The sequence below is a fragment of the Chryseobacterium sp. CT-SW4 genome (assembly GCF_048572715.1).
Classification (GTDB): domain Bacteria; phylum Bacteroidota; class Bacteroidia; order Flavobacteriales; family Weeksellaceae; genus Chryseobacterium.
Window position 1 is genome coordinate 1,663,576 of record NZ_CP183840.1, and the last position, 18,367, is coordinate 1,681,942.

Annotated in this window: 19 protein-coding genes; 10 read left to right on the forward strand and 9 right to left on the reverse strand. The window is 35.5% G+C overall.

Translation table 11 applies throughout. From position 1 onward, the window contains the following. The first annotated feature begins 92 nt into the window (after nt 1–92). The 6 genes from ABJ974_RS07460 to ABJ974_RS07485 all read left to right on the forward strand — a co-directional run bounded on the left by ABJ974_RS07460 (nt 93) and on the right by ABJ974_RS07485 (nt 6,179). Nucleotides 93–818 (forward strand): GIN domain-containing protein, encoded by a 726-nt coding sequence (locus tag ABJ974_RS07460; RefSeq protein ID WP_419870756.1) that lies wholly within the window; start codon nt 93–95, stop codon nt 816–818. An 81-nt stretch (nt 819–899) separates the two neighbouring features. Then, nucleotides 900–2,615, forward strand: coding sequence for a phospho-sugar mutase (locus ABJ974_RS07465; protein WP_419870757.1), 1,716 nt, complete (start codon nt 900–902; stop codon nt 2,613–2,615). 60 nt (nt 2,616–2,675) lie between these two features. Continuing rightward, nucleotides 2,676–3,929, forward strand: a complete 1,254-nt coding sequence (locus ABJ974_RS07470) for a pyridoxal phosphate-dependent aminotransferase (protein ID WP_419870758.1) — start codon at nt 2,676–2,678, stop codon at nt 3,927–3,929. A gap of 134 nt (nt 3,930–4,063) precedes the next feature. Further along, nucleotides 4,064–4,786: a 3-deoxy-manno-octulosonate cytidylyltransferase gene (gene kdsB, locus ABJ974_RS07475; protein ID WP_419870759.1), complete on the forward strand. Its 723-nt coding sequence runs from the start codon at nt 4,064–4,066 to the stop codon at nt 4,784–4,786. A gap of 104 nt (nt 4,787–4,890) precedes the next feature. Continuing rightward, a complete protein-coding gene (locus tag ABJ974_RS07480) occupies nt 4,891–5,553 on the forward strand; it encodes a histidine kinase (protein ID WP_419870760.1) in 663 nt (220 codons plus the stop codon). A gap of 50 nt (nt 5,554–5,603) precedes the next feature. Next, the gene (locus ABJ974_RS07485) at nt 5,604–6,179 is read left to right on the forward strand and encodes a glutathione peroxidase (RefSeq protein ID WP_419870761.1); all 576 of its coding nucleotides are present in this window, start codon (nt 5,604–5,606) and stop codon (nt 6,177–6,179) included. 27 nt (nt 6,180–6,206) lie between these two features. Here ABJ974_RS07485 and ABJ974_RS07490 read toward each other — a convergent pair whose 3' ends face one another. From ABJ974_RS07490 to ABJ974_RS07510, 5 genes are all read right to left on the reverse strand, one after another. Further along, nucleotides 6,207–6,863, reverse strand: coding sequence for an NAD(P)H-binding protein (locus ABJ974_RS07490; protein WP_419870762.1), 657 nt, complete (start codon nt 6,861–6,863; stop codon nt 6,207–6,209). Between the two features lie 111 nt (nt 6,864–6,974). Continuing rightward, nucleotides 6,975–7,433 (reverse strand): PepSY-like domain-containing protein, encoded by a 459-nt coding sequence (locus ABJ974_RS07495; protein WP_419870763.1) that lies wholly within the window; start codon nt 7,431–7,433, stop codon nt 6,975–6,977. A gap of 33 nt (nt 7,434–7,466) precedes the next feature. After that, a complete protein-coding gene (locus ABJ974_RS07500) occupies nt 7,467–7,916 on the reverse strand; it encodes a PepSY-like domain-containing protein (protein ID WP_419870764.1) in 450 nt (149 codons plus the stop codon). A 48-nt stretch (nt 7,917–7,964) separates the two neighbouring features. Further along, nucleotides 7,965–9,254, reverse strand: a complete 1,290-nt coding sequence (porY, locus tag ABJ974_RS07505) for a PorY family sensor histidine kinase (protein WP_419870765.1) — start codon at nt 9,252–9,254, stop codon at nt 7,965–7,967. Continuing rightward, the gene (locus ABJ974_RS07510) at nt 9,254–9,925 is read right to left on the reverse strand and encodes a response regulator transcription factor (RefSeq protein ID WP_419870766.1); all 672 of its coding nucleotides are present in this window, start codon (nt 9,923–9,925) and stop codon (nt 9,254–9,256) included. The genes porY and ABJ974_RS07510 overlap by 1 nt, the downstream gene beginning before the upstream one ends. A gap of 94 nt (nt 9,926–10,019) precedes the next feature. On the opposite strand from ABJ974_RS07510, the gene ABJ974_RS07515 reads away from it, so the two are divergent. After that, nucleotides 10,020–10,373 (forward strand): MmcQ/YjbR family DNA-binding protein, encoded by a 354-nt coding sequence (locus tag ABJ974_RS07515; protein WP_419870767.1) that lies wholly within the window; start codon nt 10,020–10,022, stop codon nt 10,371–10,373. Here the strand turns inward: ABJ974_RS07515 and ABJ974_RS07520 are convergent. After that, complete coding sequence (locus ABJ974_RS07520; RefSeq protein ID WP_419870768.1) at nt 10,370–11,290, reverse strand: bifunctional riboflavin kinase/FAD synthetase; 921 nt, start codon at nt 11,288–11,290, stop codon at nt 10,370–10,372. The two genes, ABJ974_RS07515 and ABJ974_RS07520, sit on opposite strands and share 4 nt — an antisense overlap. Nucleotides 11,291–11,532: 242 nt before the next feature. Between ABJ974_RS07520 and atpD the strand changes: the two genes are divergently transcribed. The 3 genes from atpD (at nt 11,533) to ABJ974_RS07535 (ending at nt 14,236) form a co-directional block, all read left to right on the forward strand. Further along, nucleotides 11,533–13,041, forward strand: coding sequence for a F0F1 ATP synthase subunit beta (atpD, locus tag ABJ974_RS07525; protein ID WP_419870769.1), 1,509 nt, complete (start codon nt 11,533–11,535; stop codon nt 13,039–13,041). Between the two features lie 57 nt (nt 13,042–13,098). Continuing rightward, nucleotides 13,099–13,380 carry a FoF1 ATP synthase subunit delta/epsilon gene (locus ABJ974_RS07530; protein WP_419870770.1) on the forward strand — a complete coding sequence of 94 codons (282 nt, stop codon included), beginning with the start codon at nt 13,099–13,101 and terminating at the stop codon, nt 13,378–13,380. Nucleotides 13,381–13,462: 82 nt separating this feature from the next. Continuing rightward, nucleotides 13,463–14,236, forward strand: coding sequence for a hypothetical protein (locus ABJ974_RS07535; protein ID WP_419870771.1), 774 nt, complete (start codon nt 13,463–13,465; stop codon nt 14,234–14,236). Between the two features lie 306 nt (nt 14,237–14,542). Here the strand turns inward: ABJ974_RS07535 and ABJ974_RS07540 are convergent, their stop codons facing one another. The 3 genes from ABJ974_RS07540 to ABJ974_RS07550 form a co-directional block, all read right to left on the reverse strand. Next, nucleotides 14,543–16,738: a B12-binding domain-containing radical SAM protein gene (locus ABJ974_RS07540; RefSeq protein ID WP_419870772.1), complete on the reverse strand. Its 2,196-nt coding sequence runs from the start codon at nt 16,736–16,738 to the stop codon at nt 14,543–14,545. Nucleotides 16,739–16,818: 80 nt separating this feature from the next. Next, nucleotides 16,819–17,961, reverse strand: coding sequence for an agmatine deiminase family protein (locus tag ABJ974_RS07545; protein ID WP_419870773.1), 1,143 nt, complete (start codon nt 17,959–17,961; stop codon nt 16,819–16,821). Continuing rightward, nucleotides 17,961–18,281, reverse strand: coding sequence for a hypothetical protein (locus ABJ974_RS07550; RefSeq protein ID WP_419870774.1), 321 nt, complete (start codon nt 18,279–18,281; stop codon nt 17,961–17,963). The genes ABJ974_RS07545 and ABJ974_RS07550 overlap by 1 nt, the downstream gene beginning before the upstream one ends. Nucleotides 18,282–18,367 lie beyond the last annotated feature (86 nt).

Consider the following 18,367-nt stretch of genomic DNA (forward strand, 5'->3'; position numbering starts at 1 on the left):
ATTTTGATAAATGGGCTTTTTCTTAGCGGTTATATTACCTTAATTTTGAAAATAATATTGTAAATTGCCACATTATATAAGTCAAAATTTTTATGAATATTAATCTTCAGAAATTCAAATTCTTAGGTCTTTTTTTATTCTTGGTTTTTTCTTTATCAGGTTGTGGTAAAATCTCTCCTGAAGGGAATATAGAAAATAAAGAAATTGAAGTTTCCGAGTTTGTCAATTTGGATGTGGCGGGAAGCTTTAGAGTGTTTTATGCAAGAGGTCCAAAAAATTTGGTGGAGATAGAAACCTATCCCAATATTGCTAAGAATCTGGATGTAGATGTAAAGGATAAAACTCTTTTCATAAAAGAAAAAAGAAAAACTAAAGGAGTGGATTTTTATAATGTAACGATCTATTCTAAATACAATCTTGAAAAAGTATCCATTTCCGATTCTGTTGAAATGAATATTTCCAGCGAAATAAAAACTGATAATTTCAGATTAAACTTAAAAAATAACGCTAAATTTATCGGATCTATTAATACGAGAAGGGCGGAAGTTGAAATGCTGAATACCAGCCGGGCCAATTTTTTAGGAGAAACTAAAAATGCAGTCATTAAAATAGCCGATACTGCAAGCCTTATTGCTCCTTACTGGAAAATTACCAATCTTAACCTTGATTCTAAGAATGGAAATTATGCCGAAGTAAATGTAAAAGATTCATTGAAAGGAGATGTGAAAAATACCGCTAAACTGGTTTATTATAATGATCCTATCCGTGCTTTTAAAATAGAGAGGACCACTAAGGTAGAAAACAAAAAGCTGGATTAATGTCAGTTTATGTTCTGGCAAAAATTAACCTTCTAAGATTTAATATACAATTTAATAAACTATAAGAAACAAAATATAAGTATGACAACACTGGAAAAAGCAAAGCTTTGGTTAAACGATACATTTGATAAGGAAACTAGAGATGCTGTTCAATTACTTATTGACAGTAATTCTCCTGATTTGGAAGATTCTTTTTACAGAGAGCTTGAGTTTGGGACAGGAGGTATGAGAGGAATAATGGGAGTAGGGACCAACCGTTTAAATAAATATACCTTGGGCCAGGCTACCCAGGGACTTGCCAATTACCTTCATCAGCAGTTTCCCAACCAGGAAATCAAAGTAGCCATTGCCTATGATGTGCGTAATAATTCTAAGGAATTTGGAAAAATGGTGGCCGATGTTTTAACGGCAAACGGAATTAAGGTGTTGTTGTTTAAAAATCACAGACCCACTCCTGAATTATCTTTTACGGTAAGAGATAAGCAATGTAATGCGGGAATCGTACTGACTGCTTCCCATAATCCACCTGAATATAACGGATATAAAGTATACTGGAATGATGGAGCACAGATTGTTCCACCTCATGATGAAGCTATTATTAAAGAAGTATATTCGGTGGCGTTTGATACCATTAAATTTGATGGAAATGACGATTTGATACAATGGATAGGAGAAGAGCAGGATGATGTATATATTGATGCCTGCATCGCCAATTCCACCTACCAGGATGTAGGGAAAGGAAATTTGAATATCGTTTTTACATCCATTCATGGAACAACTTATACCACCGTTCCGAAAGCACTGGAAAAAGCCGGATTTAAAAAAGTGGATCTTGTAAAAGAGCAGATGATCCCAAGCGGAAATTTTCCTACGGTAGATTCTCCGAATCCGGAAGAGCCGGCAGCTTTATCCATGGCTATGGACCTTGCAAAAATTACCAATGCGGATATCGTGATCGGAACCGATCCGGATGGTGACCGATTAGGAATTGCAGTAAGAAACCTTGATGGAGAAATGCAGCTCTTAAACGGAAACCAAACCAACACTATCCTTACCTACTATATTCTCAATGAATGGAGAAAACAGGGTAAAATCACCGGAAAAGAATTTATAGGTTCAACTATCGTAACTTCGGATATTTTCTTTGATATCGCTCAGAAATTCGGAGTAGACTGCAAAGTGGGACTTACAGGTTTCAAATGGATCGGAAAAATGATCCGTGATTTTGAAGGAAAGGAAAAGTTCGTTTGTGGGGGAGAAGAAAGCTTTGGTTTTATGACCGGAGATTTTGTAAGAGATAAAGATTCCTGCGGAAGTATACTTCTTGCCTGTGAAATCGCAGCCTGGTGTAAGGCCAACAGCAGAACGATGTATCAGTACCTGATAGAAATTTACCAGGAAACAGGAATGTATTATGAAGGATTGGTCAATCTCGTAAGAAAAGGCAGGGACGGAGCTGAAGAAATTCAGAATATGATGAAAAACTTCAGAGAAAATCCGCCTAAAGTTATTGCGGGATCTCCGGTAGAAGAAATTAAAGACTTTAAAGAGCAGACTAATTTTGTAGTTTCCGCCAACCAAAAAAATGTAATGGATGATATTCCTACATCCAATGTACTTATCTATTACACGCAGGACGGGACTAAAATCTGTGTAAGACCTTCAGGAACCGAGCCTAAAATCAAATTCTATATTTCCGTGAAAGATTCCATTCAATCGGAAGCAGAGTTTTCAGAAAAGCTGGTTGCCCTGAATGAAAAAATAGAAGAGGTAAAAAGAGATCTTCAACTCAACTAAAAGAATGAATTGTCATTCATCAATTATAAATATAATTAATTTAACAATAATAAAAATCAAGTGAAAGTTTCAAAATTAGCGGCGAACCTTATTGGTTCTGAAATTGTAAAAATAGGTAATGAAGTAAATGATTTAAAAGCAAAAGGAGCGGAAATCGCTAACCTGACTATTGGGGATCTTAATTCCAATATTTATCCGATACCGGCTCAACTGAAGGAAGAAATTCAGAAAGCTTATCAGAATAATTTGACGAATTATCCGCCGGCTAATGGGCTTCTGTCTTTAAGAAATGCAGTATCCAAAGATTTGAAAACAAGATGGAATCTGGATTATTCCGCGAATGATATCCTGATTACAGCAGGTTCCAGACCTTTGATTTATGCTGTATACAAAACCATTGTGGATGAAGGAGATAAAGTGATCTATCCTACACCTTCATGGAATAACAATCACTACGCCTATCTTACTTCAGCCAATGCCGTAGAAGTAAAAACTAAACCTGAAACTAATTTCCTTCCGACAGCAGACGATTTGAGACCTCATTTGGATGGAGCTGTGCTGCTGGCACTTTGTTCTCCGTTGAACCCTACGGGAACGATGTTTACCAAAGAACAGCTTACTGAAATCTGTGAAATGATTTTAGCAGAAAACAAAAAAAGAGGAGCAGATGAGAAGCCTCTATACTTAATGTATGACCAGATTTATTCCAACCTTACTTTTGGAGCTGAACACGTAGATCCGGTTTCTCTTTTCCCTGAAATGAGAGAGTATACCATCTATATTGACGGAATTTCAAAATGCCTTGCCGCTACGGGAGTTCGTGTAGGATGGGGATTCGGTCCGTCTCATATCATCGATAAAATGAAGGCACTTCTTACTCACGTAGGAGCATGGGCACCAAAACCTGAGCAGGAAGCTACTGCAAAATACTATGAAAATACAGCGGAAGTAAACAATTTCGTGAATGAATTCAAAGGAAAACTGGAAGCGAGCTTAAAAGTTCTTCACCAGGGAATTCAGGATTTAAAAGGAAAAGGGCTGGCCGTAGAAAGTATTAAGCCGATGGGAGCGCTTTATCTTACCATTAAATTAGACTATATCGGAAAAACAAAACCGGACGGTAGCGTATTGGAAAGTTCTTCTGATTTAGTATTCTATTTAATTAATGAAGCAGGAGTTGCTTTAGTTCCTTTCTCAGCTTTTGGGGAAGAAAAATCAGAGCCTTGGTTCCGTGCTTCTGTGGGTGGTATAGCAATCAATGAAATAGAAGTGATGCTTCCGAAACTGGAAGCGGCTTTAAATAAGTTGGCATAAATTCGTTATGAGTTATGGGTTATGAATTATGAGTAAAAATATTGTTGGAAAAAGAGCTTTAATTTTACTGGAGACCATTACCAAAATACTTATGATTTATACCCATAACTTATCATTCATACCTTTAACTAAATATGAAAATTATAGCAGTAATCCCTGCCCGTTATGAAGCAAGCCGGTTTCCCGGTAAACTGATGCAGATGTTAGGAGATAAAACAGTTATTACCACTACCTATAAAAATGTGGTGGAAACAGGTTTATTTGATGAAGTATTTGTAGCGACAGATTCCGGGATTATTTATGATGAAATTATAAATAACGGGGGAAAGGCAGTCATGACGGGTCAGCATGAAACAGGAAGCGACAGGATTGCAGAAGCTGTTCAGAATATTGATTGTGATATTGTAATCAATGTTCAGGGAGATGAACCTTTTTTAAAGCTTGAACCTCTGAAGCAGCTGATAGAAGTCTTTAAAGAAGATGATAACCAGGAGATTTCTTTAGCCTCATTAAAAATTAAGCTTAATGAAAAAGAAGAAGTTGAAAACCCTAATAATGTAAAGGTGATTACCGATAACAATGGTTTTGCTTTATATTTCAGCCGTTCTGTAATCCCTTATCACCGGGAGACTTCTTATAACGTAGAGTATTTCAAGCATATAGGAGTATATGCGTTCCGGAAGCATGCTTTGATTCAGTTTTCCAAGCTTGAGATGAAGCCGCTGGAAATTTCAGAAAAGATAGAATGTATCCGCTATCTGGAATACGGAATGAAAATTAAAATGATCGAGACCAATTTCATCGGAGTTGGTATTGATACTCCTGAAGACCTGGAAAAAGCAAGAAACTTAATCTAAAAAGGAAGTTAAAGATTATAATATTCATTTACAGCACTACTTTAGCATACATTAACAATAGAATTAATTACAAAACCTTATATTTGGATTTATAAACTGAATTAATGAAGAGATTTCTGTTAGTACTGGTATTGATTTTTTCCCAGTTTTCTTTAGCACAGACAGCTAAGGAGATCATTGATAAAAATATTGAGCAGTCCGGGGGATTGACGAATTGGAAGCTTTTGAATTCCGTATCGTTACAGGGAAAAGTAGTGTTGGGAGTTAAAGATGAATATCCTATAAAAATATATCAGCAGCGTCCTAATCTTACCAAAACGGTTATTACCATAGGAAATAAGGATGTAGCGATAGAAGGATATGACGGAAAAAAAGGGTATGGAATGAACTATGCTACCAATAAACTTCAGGAATATGGTGATTATGTGCCCGAGAGCTTCGATAATGATTTTATCGATTGGGAAAATAAAGGGTTTGAGGCCAAATATTTAGGAAAAGAAAAACTAGGAAATATATATTGCCATAAGGTAGAGCTTACGAAAAATGTGAATAAGAATATATATTATTTTGATGCACAGTCTTATATGCTCATTAAAGAGGTGAAAAAAGAAGAAACATTGGTGTATTCCGATTACAAGAAAGCCGGAAACCTTATGATGCCTTTCAGAATAGAATCTTCAAGTCCTAAAAAGAATGGGGATTACGTGATGATATTGAATAAAATAGAGGTGAATAAAGTATTTCCCAATAATACCTTTAAATTCTAACAGGATTAATTAAGATAAGATCCTGCCTAACTAATATAAAGAATATCCCTATGAAAAAGATTTTTTTATTACTGCTTTCGTTTGTTGCATTTTTACAGAGTTGTACCAATCAGAAAAGTGAATTATCACAAGCTAAAACCAAGGAACTTATGGGAGAAACAATATATGACTTCAAAGTGGAAAGTCTGGATGGTAAAGAAATCAACTTTGCAGACTTTAAAGGAAAAAAAATTCTTATCGTCAATACGGCTTCCGAGTGTGGATTTACTCCCCAATATGCTGATCTCGAAAAGTTGTATGAAGAGCATAAAGATAAGCTGGTAATCGTAGGTTTTCCGGCTAACAATTTTGGAGGACAGGAGCCGGGAACTAATAAGGAGATCGGAGCTTTCTGTCAAAAAAATTACGGAGTTACATTCCCTATGGCTGCTAAAGTTTCCGTAAAAGGAGATGATATGGTACCCATTTTTAAATACCTTACGGAAAAAGAGCTGAACGGATTAAAGAATACGACGATTCTTTGGAACTTTACCAAGTTTCTGGTAGATGAAAACGGAAAGCTGATCGATACTTTTGTGAGTACTACAAAGCCTACCGATGAAGCGATAACAAAATATCTAAAATAAATGAAAGCCTCAGCAATGAGGCTTTTTTTAATCATTTTTTTTCTCAGCGAAACAGAAGATATTTCCCAATTTTATACTGGAATATCCATTGCTTTTTATTTTTGAAGAATTGATCATAGCTTTAGCCAGAACATCGGTAGGCAGAGGTTTCTGACTTTCCAGCAGGCCTAGCTTGTTGGCAAATTTGATAATCCTGCTTCCCAATACTTCTCCGGTTCTGTCGGAATCTTTTCTTTCCAGCATTCCGGGTTTGAAAACGGTTATTTTATTGAAATGAAGCTTTTTTACGGCTTCTTCCAGTTCTCCCTTCATTTTGGAATAAAAGATTTTTGATTTTGGATTGGCTCCATAAGATGAAACCAAAATATAATCTTCAACATTATTTTCTTTGGCCGCCTTTGCAAATTCATATTGATAATCGAAATCCACTTTTTTCTGAGCTTCCTTACTTCCGGCAGCTTTGAGGGTTGTTCCCAGGCATGAAAAGGCAACATCCCCTTTGATCAAATGTTTCCATTCTTCGGGTTTTGTAAAATCCACGACATGGATATTGAGTTTTTCATTCTGCAGATCCAGCGGTTTTCTTACAAAAATATCCACTTCTTCAAAGTCTTTATCTTCCAGCAGCTGGGAGACGAGATCTTTTCCTGTGGCGCCCGTAGCACCTATTACCAAAGCTTTCATAATTAGGATTTTGATATGGTATTAAAATTACAAAAATTTCCGATATGAGCTTAAAATAAAACCCCGCTAAACAAAAGTTCAACGAGGTTTCTGTCATAATGATGGAATATTTTAATATTGTATGCTTACAAAGCTTCCATCCAGATTAAATATAAGATCAATATTGTTCGTCAGTTCCACTTCTATGTGAGAAGGTTCTTTTTCTATTGAATTTACACTTACATTAGGATAGTTTGTTGTAATATATTGCATAATGTTTGTATCGATAAATCCGGTAGGAATACTGCCGAAATCATTTTCCTGGCTTACGCTCAGCCAATCTCCTTCGTTGGAGAAATCCGCTTCATAGCCATTCGTTAAATCCACTTCGTATACGGTACCGTCATATTCTGCAGGAACATTTTTTTCAACTCTTACAATAGATTCATTTCCAAGATAGGTACTTAAAAAAGTCTGGGATGTTGCAGGAAGCTGGTCTGCGCTGATAAGTCTGTCGTTATCATCATCATTACAGGAAACTGAAACTAAACCGATAATTGAGAATGTGATCGTTGTAATTAATTTTTTCATTTGTTGTCTATTAAATTATGGAGTTGTCTTTTTTTAATCATCTATTTTTGTGAAATTCCCTTTAGAGTCAAATTCAAGCTCTAATCCATTAGAAATATCAACACTGTATCCATATCTCTTTTTTTCAATTTTAGTAATGAATGTGTTGGGGAACTTCTGTTTTATGTGGTTTTGAATACTCGCCGGAGCAACACTGAAAGGAACTCCCGACTGTTCGTTTTCTATTTCTTCCCATGAACCGTCTCTTCCGAATTCTATGGATGTCCCGTTATCTAAGTAAACCTTATATTCTCTGGCTATACCTGCAATACTTTCTTTTTGGGCCTGAGAAACTTTAGCCTTGTTAAAATTCTTCGTGATAAACGTTTGTGAAGTCTTAGGCAGTTGTGCAGTAGGAATTACAGTATCCTGTGCATAAGCATTGATGCCTGTTGCCATAGCGGCAACAACCATTACTGTTTTTAATTGTATTAATAATTTCATTGTCTTATCTTTTAATACAACAAAATAAAGAATACATTTGGGAAAGAATTAGGAATTTTTTCTTTGGATTGTGAAATAATGCATACCCTCTTTGTAGGAATATTCCAGATCCAAACGATTATTTTTATTAATAATACTTTGAACAATAGAAAGTCCTAGTCCGGTGGAAGACTGATCTTCGCCTTTTTTATAAAATCTTTTGAAAATTTTATTCTTATCAAGAGCTTTTCCATCCGCAGCTGTATTGGAAATAATAATTTTATCCATATAAATATCCACCTGGATATAAGTATTTTTAGGAGTATATTTTACGGCATTAAAAATGAGGTTATTGAAAAGAATCTGCAATAAATCCTTATTAAAATAAATAAGAAATGTCTGGTATTCATTCAGGGTGAAATTCAATCTTTTATACAGCAGCCATTCCTGGATTTCCTCTTCAATATTTTTAATGGTTTCATTGACATTCACTTCGCTTTCATTCTGGAATTGTCTGTTCTCTATTTTTGAAAGCATAAGCAGTGAACTTACCAGATCAGACATTCTTTTGGTAGTTTTTTTAATGTCTACCAGCTGATTGAGGTTATTTTCATTCAGTTCTTCATTTTCTATTAACCAATCCAGTTTATTCTGAATAATATTGATGGGGGTTTTCAGTTCATGGGATGCATTTTCAATAAAGCCTTTTTGCTGAAGGAAAGTTTCCTGGTTATCTTCAAGCATTTGGGTGATCCCTTTGGAAAGGTCATTAAATTCTTTAATAGGAGTTTTAATGGTTTTAAAATTAATTTTTTCTCCGAAACGGTATTGTTCCAGTTGGGAAACAATCTTTTTTAAAGGCTTAAAAGCCTTGCTGAGGACAATCTGATTGGTAGCATAAATACTGGCAATAAGTAAAATATAAAGCACGATCAACGCCGTAAGCAGATTATAAATAAGATCATCCTCTTCAATAGTGGAAGTATAAATTTCGATTTGATAGGCATTTCCGGCCTTATCCAGAAAATGGCTTTTCAGCACACGGTAGGGCTCTTCCTCATTATCATACGGCATGAAGATCATTTCATTCTTTAATTCATCTTTTTGTGTGAACTTTTCTTTAGGTATAGGAATTATTCTGAACTGGTTAATACCGAACTCCCGGTTTTCGATTAAAATTTCAGGATTGGAGTAGGCTTCCCGGATAATTTCGATTTTTTGGTTTTTAAGGCCGTCATCTACATTATCATACACTTCTTCCAGTATAAAGGCATAGAATAATCCAGCCCATACTGCAATGAGCAGGAATAAAGAGATCAGTAAATATTTAAGCGTATAGTTTTTTAAATAGACAACCATTAAATTAATTTATAACCTATTCCATAGACAGCGGTGATATCCATATCAGCATTATGATTTTTCAGTTTTTTTCGAAGGTTTTTTACCTGTGAGTAGATGAAATCGAGGCTTTCCGTCTGATCCATATGATCACCCCAGATTGATTCGGCAAGAGTCGTTTTTTGAAAAGTTTTTCCCGGACGGCTGATAAAATAATAAAGCATGTCAAACTCTTTTCTGTTGAGCTGCATTTCCTGATCATCAATCATTACAATTCTGTCTTCTATATTCATTTTCAGGTTTTTGTAGGAAATCCATTGGTTTCCTTCATGGTTTTTTCTTCGGATGACAGACTTAATTCTGGCATAAAGTTCAGCCAGATGGAATGGTTTGGCTAGGTAATCATCCGCACCCAGTTCCAGTCCCTTTACTTTATCGTCCACAGAATCCCGGGCAGAGAGGATAATTACTGAGGTTTTTTTATTTTGATCTTTTATCTCCTTCAGTAAATTGAGTCCGCTGCCGTCAGGTAAGTTAATGTCCAAAAGTATGCAGTCATAATCATAGTCTGAAATTTTAAACAGTCCCTCCTGGAAATTCTTTGCAGATTCTACCGTGAATTTTTCTTTTTCCAGAAATTGTTGTGTAACTTCCCTTAGAGCGTCTTCATCTTCAACAATAAGAATTTTCATATATAATAATAACCTTAAAATTTGAAATGAAATGGGAATATACAAAAAATATAAGTAAAAAGTGATATATTTGATATATATCAGAATTTAAATCATGGAAATAGATGAAATAAGGGAATATTGCTTGAATAAAAAAGGAGTTACCGAAAGTTTTCCATTTGACAACGAAACGCTTGTTATGAAAGTAGGAACCAAGATTTTTATTTTGATATCTTTAGATAGTAACCCGCTTTCCATCAACGTAAAGACAGATCCGGAATGGAGCCAGGAACTTAGAGCGCAATATCCGCAAATTACCGGAGCTTATCATATGAATAAGACCCATTGGAATTCCGTAATGATGGACGGAGTGAAAAAAGAATTGATCTTAAAGCTTATCGATCATTCTTATGATCTGGTATTTTCTTCCCTTACTAAAAAAGCAAAAGAAGAAATCCTGAATTCCTAGAACGGAAACATTTCTGTAAGTCTTTTATCCTCATCCAATCTTTCAATCAGCTTTTCCAGGCTTTCGAATTTTATTTCATCATGGAGATAATCCCTGAACTTAACTGTAATAGGTTTATCATAAATATCTTCATTAAAATCGAGGATATATACTTCCACGGTTAATTGATCTCCATTCACGGTTGGGTTGGTCCCGATGCTCAGCATTCCTTTATATTGCCGGCTGTTGACCTCTACTTCTACAATATAAGCTCCTTTTTTAGGTAAAAGTTTTATGGAATCAGTTTTGATATTGGCAGTGGGATAACCGATGGTCCTTCCTATTTTTTTACCATGGGTCACTGTTCCCGAAACAGAGTAGGGGTAGCCCAGCATTTCAGTAGCTTCTTTAATATTTCCCGACAGTAAAGCATTCCGGACTTTCGTAGAGCTGATATTATTTTCATGAATATTGATGGCTTCCATTTGCTCCACTTCGAAACCAAGTTCCTTAGAGAGTTTCTGAAGGAGGTCAAAATTTCCGCTTTTATTCTTTCCGAAAGAATGGTCGTACCCTATAATAAGGTATTTTATATGAAGTTTATCTACCAAAATCTGACGGACAAATTCTTCACCCGTAAGATTCCTGAAATCTTCATCAAATTCTTTAAGGAATAAATTATCAATACCATATTTATCCATCAGGAACTTCTTTTCCTCCAGGGTATTAAGAAGCTTTAAATCTTCATTGGGGTTGAAAACAAAACGGGGATGAGGCCAGAAAGTAAGAATGGCGGTCTCCAAATTATTTTCTGAGCCCACTTTTATTAATTCGTTGATGATACTTTTATGCCCAAGATGGACCCCGTCAAACATACCTAAAGATAATGCCAGAGGTTTCTGAGAAGAATATTCATTAAAGTTCTTGAAGATTTTCAAAACGGAAAAAATTTGACTGCAAATATAAAACCTTTGTATTATATAGAGTAATAATAGGAGATGTTATTTTATGTTATGGTGTTTTATCTTATCTATAAGTATAGTTCTTCAATCCAAATCTCAGAAAAATAACCCAAAAAACTATGATAGGAGGTAGTTTAAAAAGCATGATAAAAATCTTTTTTTTAGCAATTGTGGGTTTGTGAAGTTTCATTATATTTGCACCAAGAAAAAATTTAGCAATGGCAAACCAAATTAAAGGAAAAATTTCTCAAATTATTGGTCCGGTAATCGACGTTGTTTTTACAGATGTGGAAGCAGTTCCAAGTATCTATGACGCGTTGGAAATTACAAAAGGAAACGGTGAAAAAGTTATCTTAGAAGTAGAGCAGCATATTGGTGAAGATACAGTAAGATGTATTGCAATGGATGCTACAGACGGTCTTCAAAGAGGGCAGGATGTGATTGGATATGGAAATCCTATTACAATGCCAATCGGAGAAGCTGTAAACGGAAGACTATTCAACGTTGTTGGTGATGCTATAGACGGACTTCAGAATATCTCTAAAGAAGGTGGATTACCAATCCACAGAGAAGCTCCGAAATTTGATCAACTTTCAACTTCTGCAGAAGTTTTATTTACGGGTATTAAAGTAATCGACCTGGTTGAGCCTTACGCAAAAGGAGGTAAAATCGGTTTGTTCGGTGGTGCCGGGGTAGGTAAAACAGTATTGATCCAGGAGTTGATTAATAATATTGCAAAAGGACACGGAGGACTTTCAGTTTTCGCCGGAGTAGGTGAAAGAACGAGAGAAGGAAATGACCTTTTGAGAGAGATGCTTGAGTCTGGTATTATTAAATACGGAGATGACTTCATGCACTCTATGGAAAACGGAGGATGGGATCTTTCTAAAGTAGATTTAGAAGTTATGAAAGATTCTAAAGCAGCATTCGTTTTCGGACAGATGAATGAGCCACCAGGTGCGAGAGCGAGAGTAGCACTTTCAGGACTTACATTAGCTGAATATTACAGAGATGGAGGTGAAAGCGGACAAGGAAGAGATGTACTTTTCTTCGTAGATAATATCTTCCGTTTTACACAGGCCGGTTCTGAGGTATCTGCACTTTTAGGGCGTATGCCATCAGCGGTAGGTTACCAACCGACTCTTGCTTCTGAGATGGGAGCGATGCAGGAAAGAATTACTTCTACAAAGAACGGATCCATTACTTCAGTACAAGCGGTATATGTACCTGCGGATGACTTAACTGACCCGGCTCCAGCAACTACATTTGCCCACTTGGATGCAACAACAGTACTGGACAGAAAGATTGCTTCACTGGGTATCTATCCTGCGGTAGATCCGTTAGCTTCTACTTCAAGAATCTTAGCTCCGGAAGTAATTGGTGAAGAACACTATAACTGCGCTCAAAGAGTAAAAGAAATTCTTCAGAGATATAAAGCATTACAGGATATTATTGCGATCCTTGGTATGGAAGAACTTTCAGAAGAAGATAAATCTGTAGTTTACCGTGCAAGAAAAGTTCAGAGATTCTTATCTCAGCCTTTCCACGTAGCAGAACAGTTTACAGGTATTCCAGGTTCATTGGTGGATATTAAAGATACGATCAAAGGATTCAATATGATCATTGACGGGGAATTAGATCACTTACCGGAAGCTGCTTTCAACCTGAAAGGAACTATTGAAGAAGCTATTGAAGCAGGACAAAAAATGTTAGCTGAAAACGCATAATAATGCTAATTGCTGATAGCCCAACAGCTATTAGCCAAAAGCCAAAAGCAATTTAAAATGAATATAAAAATTTTAACACCAGAATACGTAGTTTTTGAAGGAGAAGTGAATTCTGTATTATTGCCTGGAAAAAATGGTGAATTTCACATCATGAAAAACCACGCAGGAATAGTTTCTTCTTTAATAGGTGGAAAAGTAAAATTATATGTAAACTCCATTGAAGATGCATATGCCAAGAATTTTACCAGAGAAAACGAAAAAGACTCTGTTTTTTCTTATCCTATCAAAAGCGGTGTTGTAGAATTTAATCATGATAAAGGAATTATCCTTTGTGAATAAATTAAAGAAAAAGCTAAATATATTTTCAAAAAAAGTGTAACATTTTGTTGCACTTTTTTTATATTGTAAAAAATCTGATTTTATGAAGAAATATATGATCATATTATTTACGATTTTAGGAATGATCATTAATGCCCAGAATATTAAAGTAAAAAGAGGAGTAATTAATATTGACGGAGTTGCCGTAGCAAAAATTAATAATAAATCCAATGAATATACTTTTATGGATTTAAAAGAAACTCCTATTTACACCATCGAATTCGTAGATAAAAGTATATTGGATTCAATAAGAGATAGTTACATAAAACTCAATAGAGTCTATAACAGAGATAAAACACTGGAACTAGATTATATTTCCCCTTCTGCATTTTCCGGAGATGAAAAATCAGCGATTTATACCTGTCTTAAAAGTTTTAAAATCATTGATGAAAAAGGTATTAATATCAAAAAGCTGGATGAAATCTTTACCAATGCCCCCAAACGCAAGATTGAAGGTAAGCTGAAGGAAGCCTACACCTTAAGAAATAAAATTGACAAGCTTCAGCTGGAAGTTAATTATGTAGGTGAGATCCTGAGCAAAGGAAAAAGAGTAGGTTACTTCACCAATCTTCCCGTAAGCTTTGGCTCCAATGATACCATCATGGATAAAACTTTTGTAGATATCGAAATCTATGACGCCAACAATAAATACATTGGAAAATATATTACGACCACTAAGCAAATTAAAACTGCCAATGGAAAAAGCTTCACTTTATACCGGGAGATGTCCGGAAGAGCTTCTCTATTAAAATATCCTACCTATAAATCTATAGTTGAAAGAGTGGTCATTATGGATCCTAATTTTATAAAAGGATAATTATAAAATGGTGTATTCAATGGGAATGGGCTTAAGCCCATTCTAAACAATGGATTAAAATATTTTCAATCGATGTTGAATGATAGGAATCAAACTATTAAAAAAATAATCTGCAATTATATTCAATAGGAATGGGCTTAAGCCCATTCTAACAATGAATTAAAATATTTTCAATCAATGTTGAATGATATGACAAATCATTTGAAAAAATAGTCTGCAATTATATTCAATAGGAACGGGCTTAAGCCCGTTTAAAATAAAAATAAATTTCATCTGGCTTAAGCCAAAATCTAAATCTTCCCCTTATTATAAACACAAAATAACCCCATTATCCCTAAGCTGCTGCATCGGTTTTGAAAACCAAAACAATTCAAAATCTTCAAAACTTTCTTCAAAATTTCCCTTCAATTGCTGAAGACTAATCTTTTTGGAATTTTCCAAACAATTCTCTTCAAGAATTTTAACCAGCCATTCTGCTTTTTCTTGCTCCAGTTCAATTATAACAATATTGGTTTTTAAATGGAATGAAATTCGAGTATATGGCCAGGAGTTTTGTTTTTTTGTTTTTACGTAATTCTCAGCGATTACGTTTTTTTCCAGGAAAACCACTTTTGAATTTACTTTGAAAGCAAAATCATTCTCCTGTAAAAGACAATCATGAATATAATCAGGATGAATGGTCGTTTTAGGAATTTTAAAATCAAACCAATCTTGCAGCGGAATATCAAAATGAACTCCATGCATATAATTAAAAATGGATTTTTTTAGTCCATAACTAAATTTGCTGTGATCAATTCCTGTTTTATCTGTGAATTCGATATCGTTATTGGCAAAATAAATTTTTTGTTTTACAGGAGTAATCCCAAATTCTTCCGGTTGGAGTCCGATTGGAGAATGAGCGGTCAGGGCAAACTGGTGCCAGAAACCACTTTGAAGAATACCCATTTCAAACATTTGCCTTACCATTTCTAAAGAATCGACGGTTTCCTGAATAGTTTGAGTGGGGTAGCCGTACATAAGATAAGCATGAACCATAATTCCGGCTTCTGTAAAATTCCGGGTAACCTGGGCAACCTGTTCTACGGAAACACCTTTGTCGATTAGCTTTAACAATCGGTCACTTGCTACTTCCAGCCCTCCTGAAACAGCTATACAGCCCGAAAGCTTTAATAAAAAGCATAAATCCTGGGTGAAGCTTTTTTCAAATCGGATATTAGTCCACCAGGTAACCACTAATTTTCTGCGTAAGATTTCCAATGCCACTTCTCTCATCAGGGCAGGAGGAGCAGCTTCATCCACAAAATGGAATCCTGTCTCGCCCGTTGTTTTGATAAGATCTTCCATTCTATCCACTAATATCCGGGCAGAAATGGGTTCATAGATTTTAATATAATCAAGCGAGATATCACAAAAAGTACATTTTCCCCAATAACAGCCGTGAGCCATTGTAAGTTTATTCCATCTTCCGTCACTCCAAAGGCTATGCATAGGATTAGCGACTTCTATAACAGAAATATATTTTTCCAACGGCAGATCGGTATAATCGGGAGTTCCGGTTTCCGATTGTTTATAATCGTTCTTTTTGGAATTATTTTTATAGGTAACCGATTGGTTTTCAATTAAAAAAGTTCGTTTATATTCTGGTTCTTCTTTCCCTGAATAATTCTGAATACTTTCATAAAGTAGCTCTATCGGGAGTTCACCGTCATCTAAAGTAATAAAATCAAAGAATTCAAAAACCCGGGGATCATTGACTTCTCTCAATTCCGTATTGGGAAATCCGCCACCCATTGCAATTTTTATTTCAGGATAATTTTGCTTGATGAATTGGGCACATCGGAAAGCAGAATATAAATTTCCGGGAAAAGGAATGGAAAAACAAACCAGTTTAGGCTGGGTAAATTCCAGTTTTTCTTTTAAGATCTTTAAGGTGATCTTATCAATAAAAGTTAAGTTTCCGAGGAGCTTAGTATAAAGTTCATCAAAAGAATTGGCACTTTTGCCCAACCTTTCCGCATATCGGCTGAAACCAAAATCCGAATCAATATTTTCAATGATAAAATCGGATAGATCCTCCAGATATAAAGTAGCAAGATGCTTGGCCTTATCCTGTAATCCCATATTTCCAAAGGCAAATTCCATATCATCCAAATGATTGAAACGCGAAGCTTCTGGAAGAAAATTCAGGGTACAGATCTGTCGTGCAAGCGTAGGATTTCTACCTTGCAGGAAAAGAATAACCTGGTCAATGGTTTTGATATATTCATCTCTTAAAGTATAGATACGCTGAGCGTTTTCAGAAATGTTGGAAAGGCTGATGGGACTACTGAACACCTCTTCAATTCCGTCTTTAGAAAATAAATTCAGAATAACCTCAATTCCTAAATCCATCTGGTAGCTTGAAATATTTTTGGTATTTAAAAATCCTTTAATATAAGCTGTAGCAGGATAAGGAGTATTAAGCTGGGTAAAAGGCGGAGTAATAAGAAGCAAATCTTTCAAAAGAAAATTTTTGCAAATATATTTTAAAAAAATTAAATGATCATGACCCTAAATTCTTAATTAGTTTGAATTTCTAAAACTTAAGAGGCAGGTTGCTGCTGGGTAACACAATGTACCATTCCTCCGTTTTCATATAAATTTCTTACATCTATTCCCACCACGGTTCTCGTAGGATAGAGAGATTGAATGATCTGGTTGGCGATACTGTCGTTCGGATCATTATAGTTAGGGACCAATACTTTATTGTTGGCTATATAATAATTGATATAGGAACCTCGATATCCAAGATCGGTACCGTCTGTTTTTTTTACATTGTTTTTGGTTAAAGGAACTTTTACAAACGTATAAGGAATGCCGTTTTTATTTTTTGCAGTAAATAAGGTATTGATATCACGTTGCTTAACATCAAAATCCAATAAGCTGTTTTCATCCATGGTAACGATAGTGTTGGAATTTCCAAATCGGGCAAATCCATCAATATGCTGGTCGGTGAGTTCCAGACCTGCCTGTCCGTCAAGCCAGATAAAATGGGTAGCCCCTAAATACTTTTTGAATATACTTTCTGCCTGTGCCTGTGTCATCCCTGGATTTCGGTTGCTATTCAGAATAGAGCTTTTGCAGGCTATCAATGTGCCTTGTCCGTCAATTTCCACACTACCGCCTTCATTGATCATGGTAGAATTTAGATCTACTAATGTCCTTTTTTGATCGGCTGCAATTTTGGCAGGAATGATATTACATTTTGAATAGGTGATTGGTAATCCGGTTTCACTATCCGTTTTCTCACCCCAACCGTTAAAGCCCCAGTCTTCGATAACCAGATTGCCTTTTTGATCCTTTACATAAATAGGCCCATTGTCTCTTACCCAGACATCATCCGTTTTGTAGATTTTGAAATCGATATCATCAAGGGGAATGCCGGCGGTATTTAACAAAGAAATAATCCTGCCCTTTTCAGTTTCATTGTAAGCGATGATGTGAACTTTTTCACTGGAGACCAAAGCTTTTGTCATAGCTACCCAGGTGGGATCCAGGCTGTTCCGGTAGGCGGTGCCGTACTGATATTGATGCGGCCACTGAAGCCAGGTTCCTTCATGAGGTTCACTTTCGTCCGGCATAGTATAAAAAATTTCCGGATCGGTAGGATTCTGTTCCTCATTCTTTTCGCATGAGCTGAATGCAATAGTCGTTAAGGCCATCAAAGAGATAATTAATTTGTTCATTAGTGGTTTAGTATAATTTGAAATATGGAAATAATGATTCCCACAAAGGCAAAACAAACTCCGCTGATGAATAATTTTAGGGTTTTCCTATAATAGCCTGCCGTATTATTTTTAGGATAATTATTGTTGAGAATTCGATACAGAGAGATAATTAGAAAGATGACGCTTAAAAATAATCCGGTGCTTACAAGGTAGTCAGAGGTTTGGGTTTTAGATACTGGTTCAGTAGCCCATTTACCTGTAAAGCCCAGTACAAATCCTAGTATAATTCCAATGGAAGTAACCATTGGCTGTCTGTAATTTTGTATGTTTTCATCCATTTGTGTAAGTTGAAATAACTAACGTTAAAATATTTTCAGCTAGTTAATGGACAAATTTAATCAAAATAAACGTATTAATTGATTTT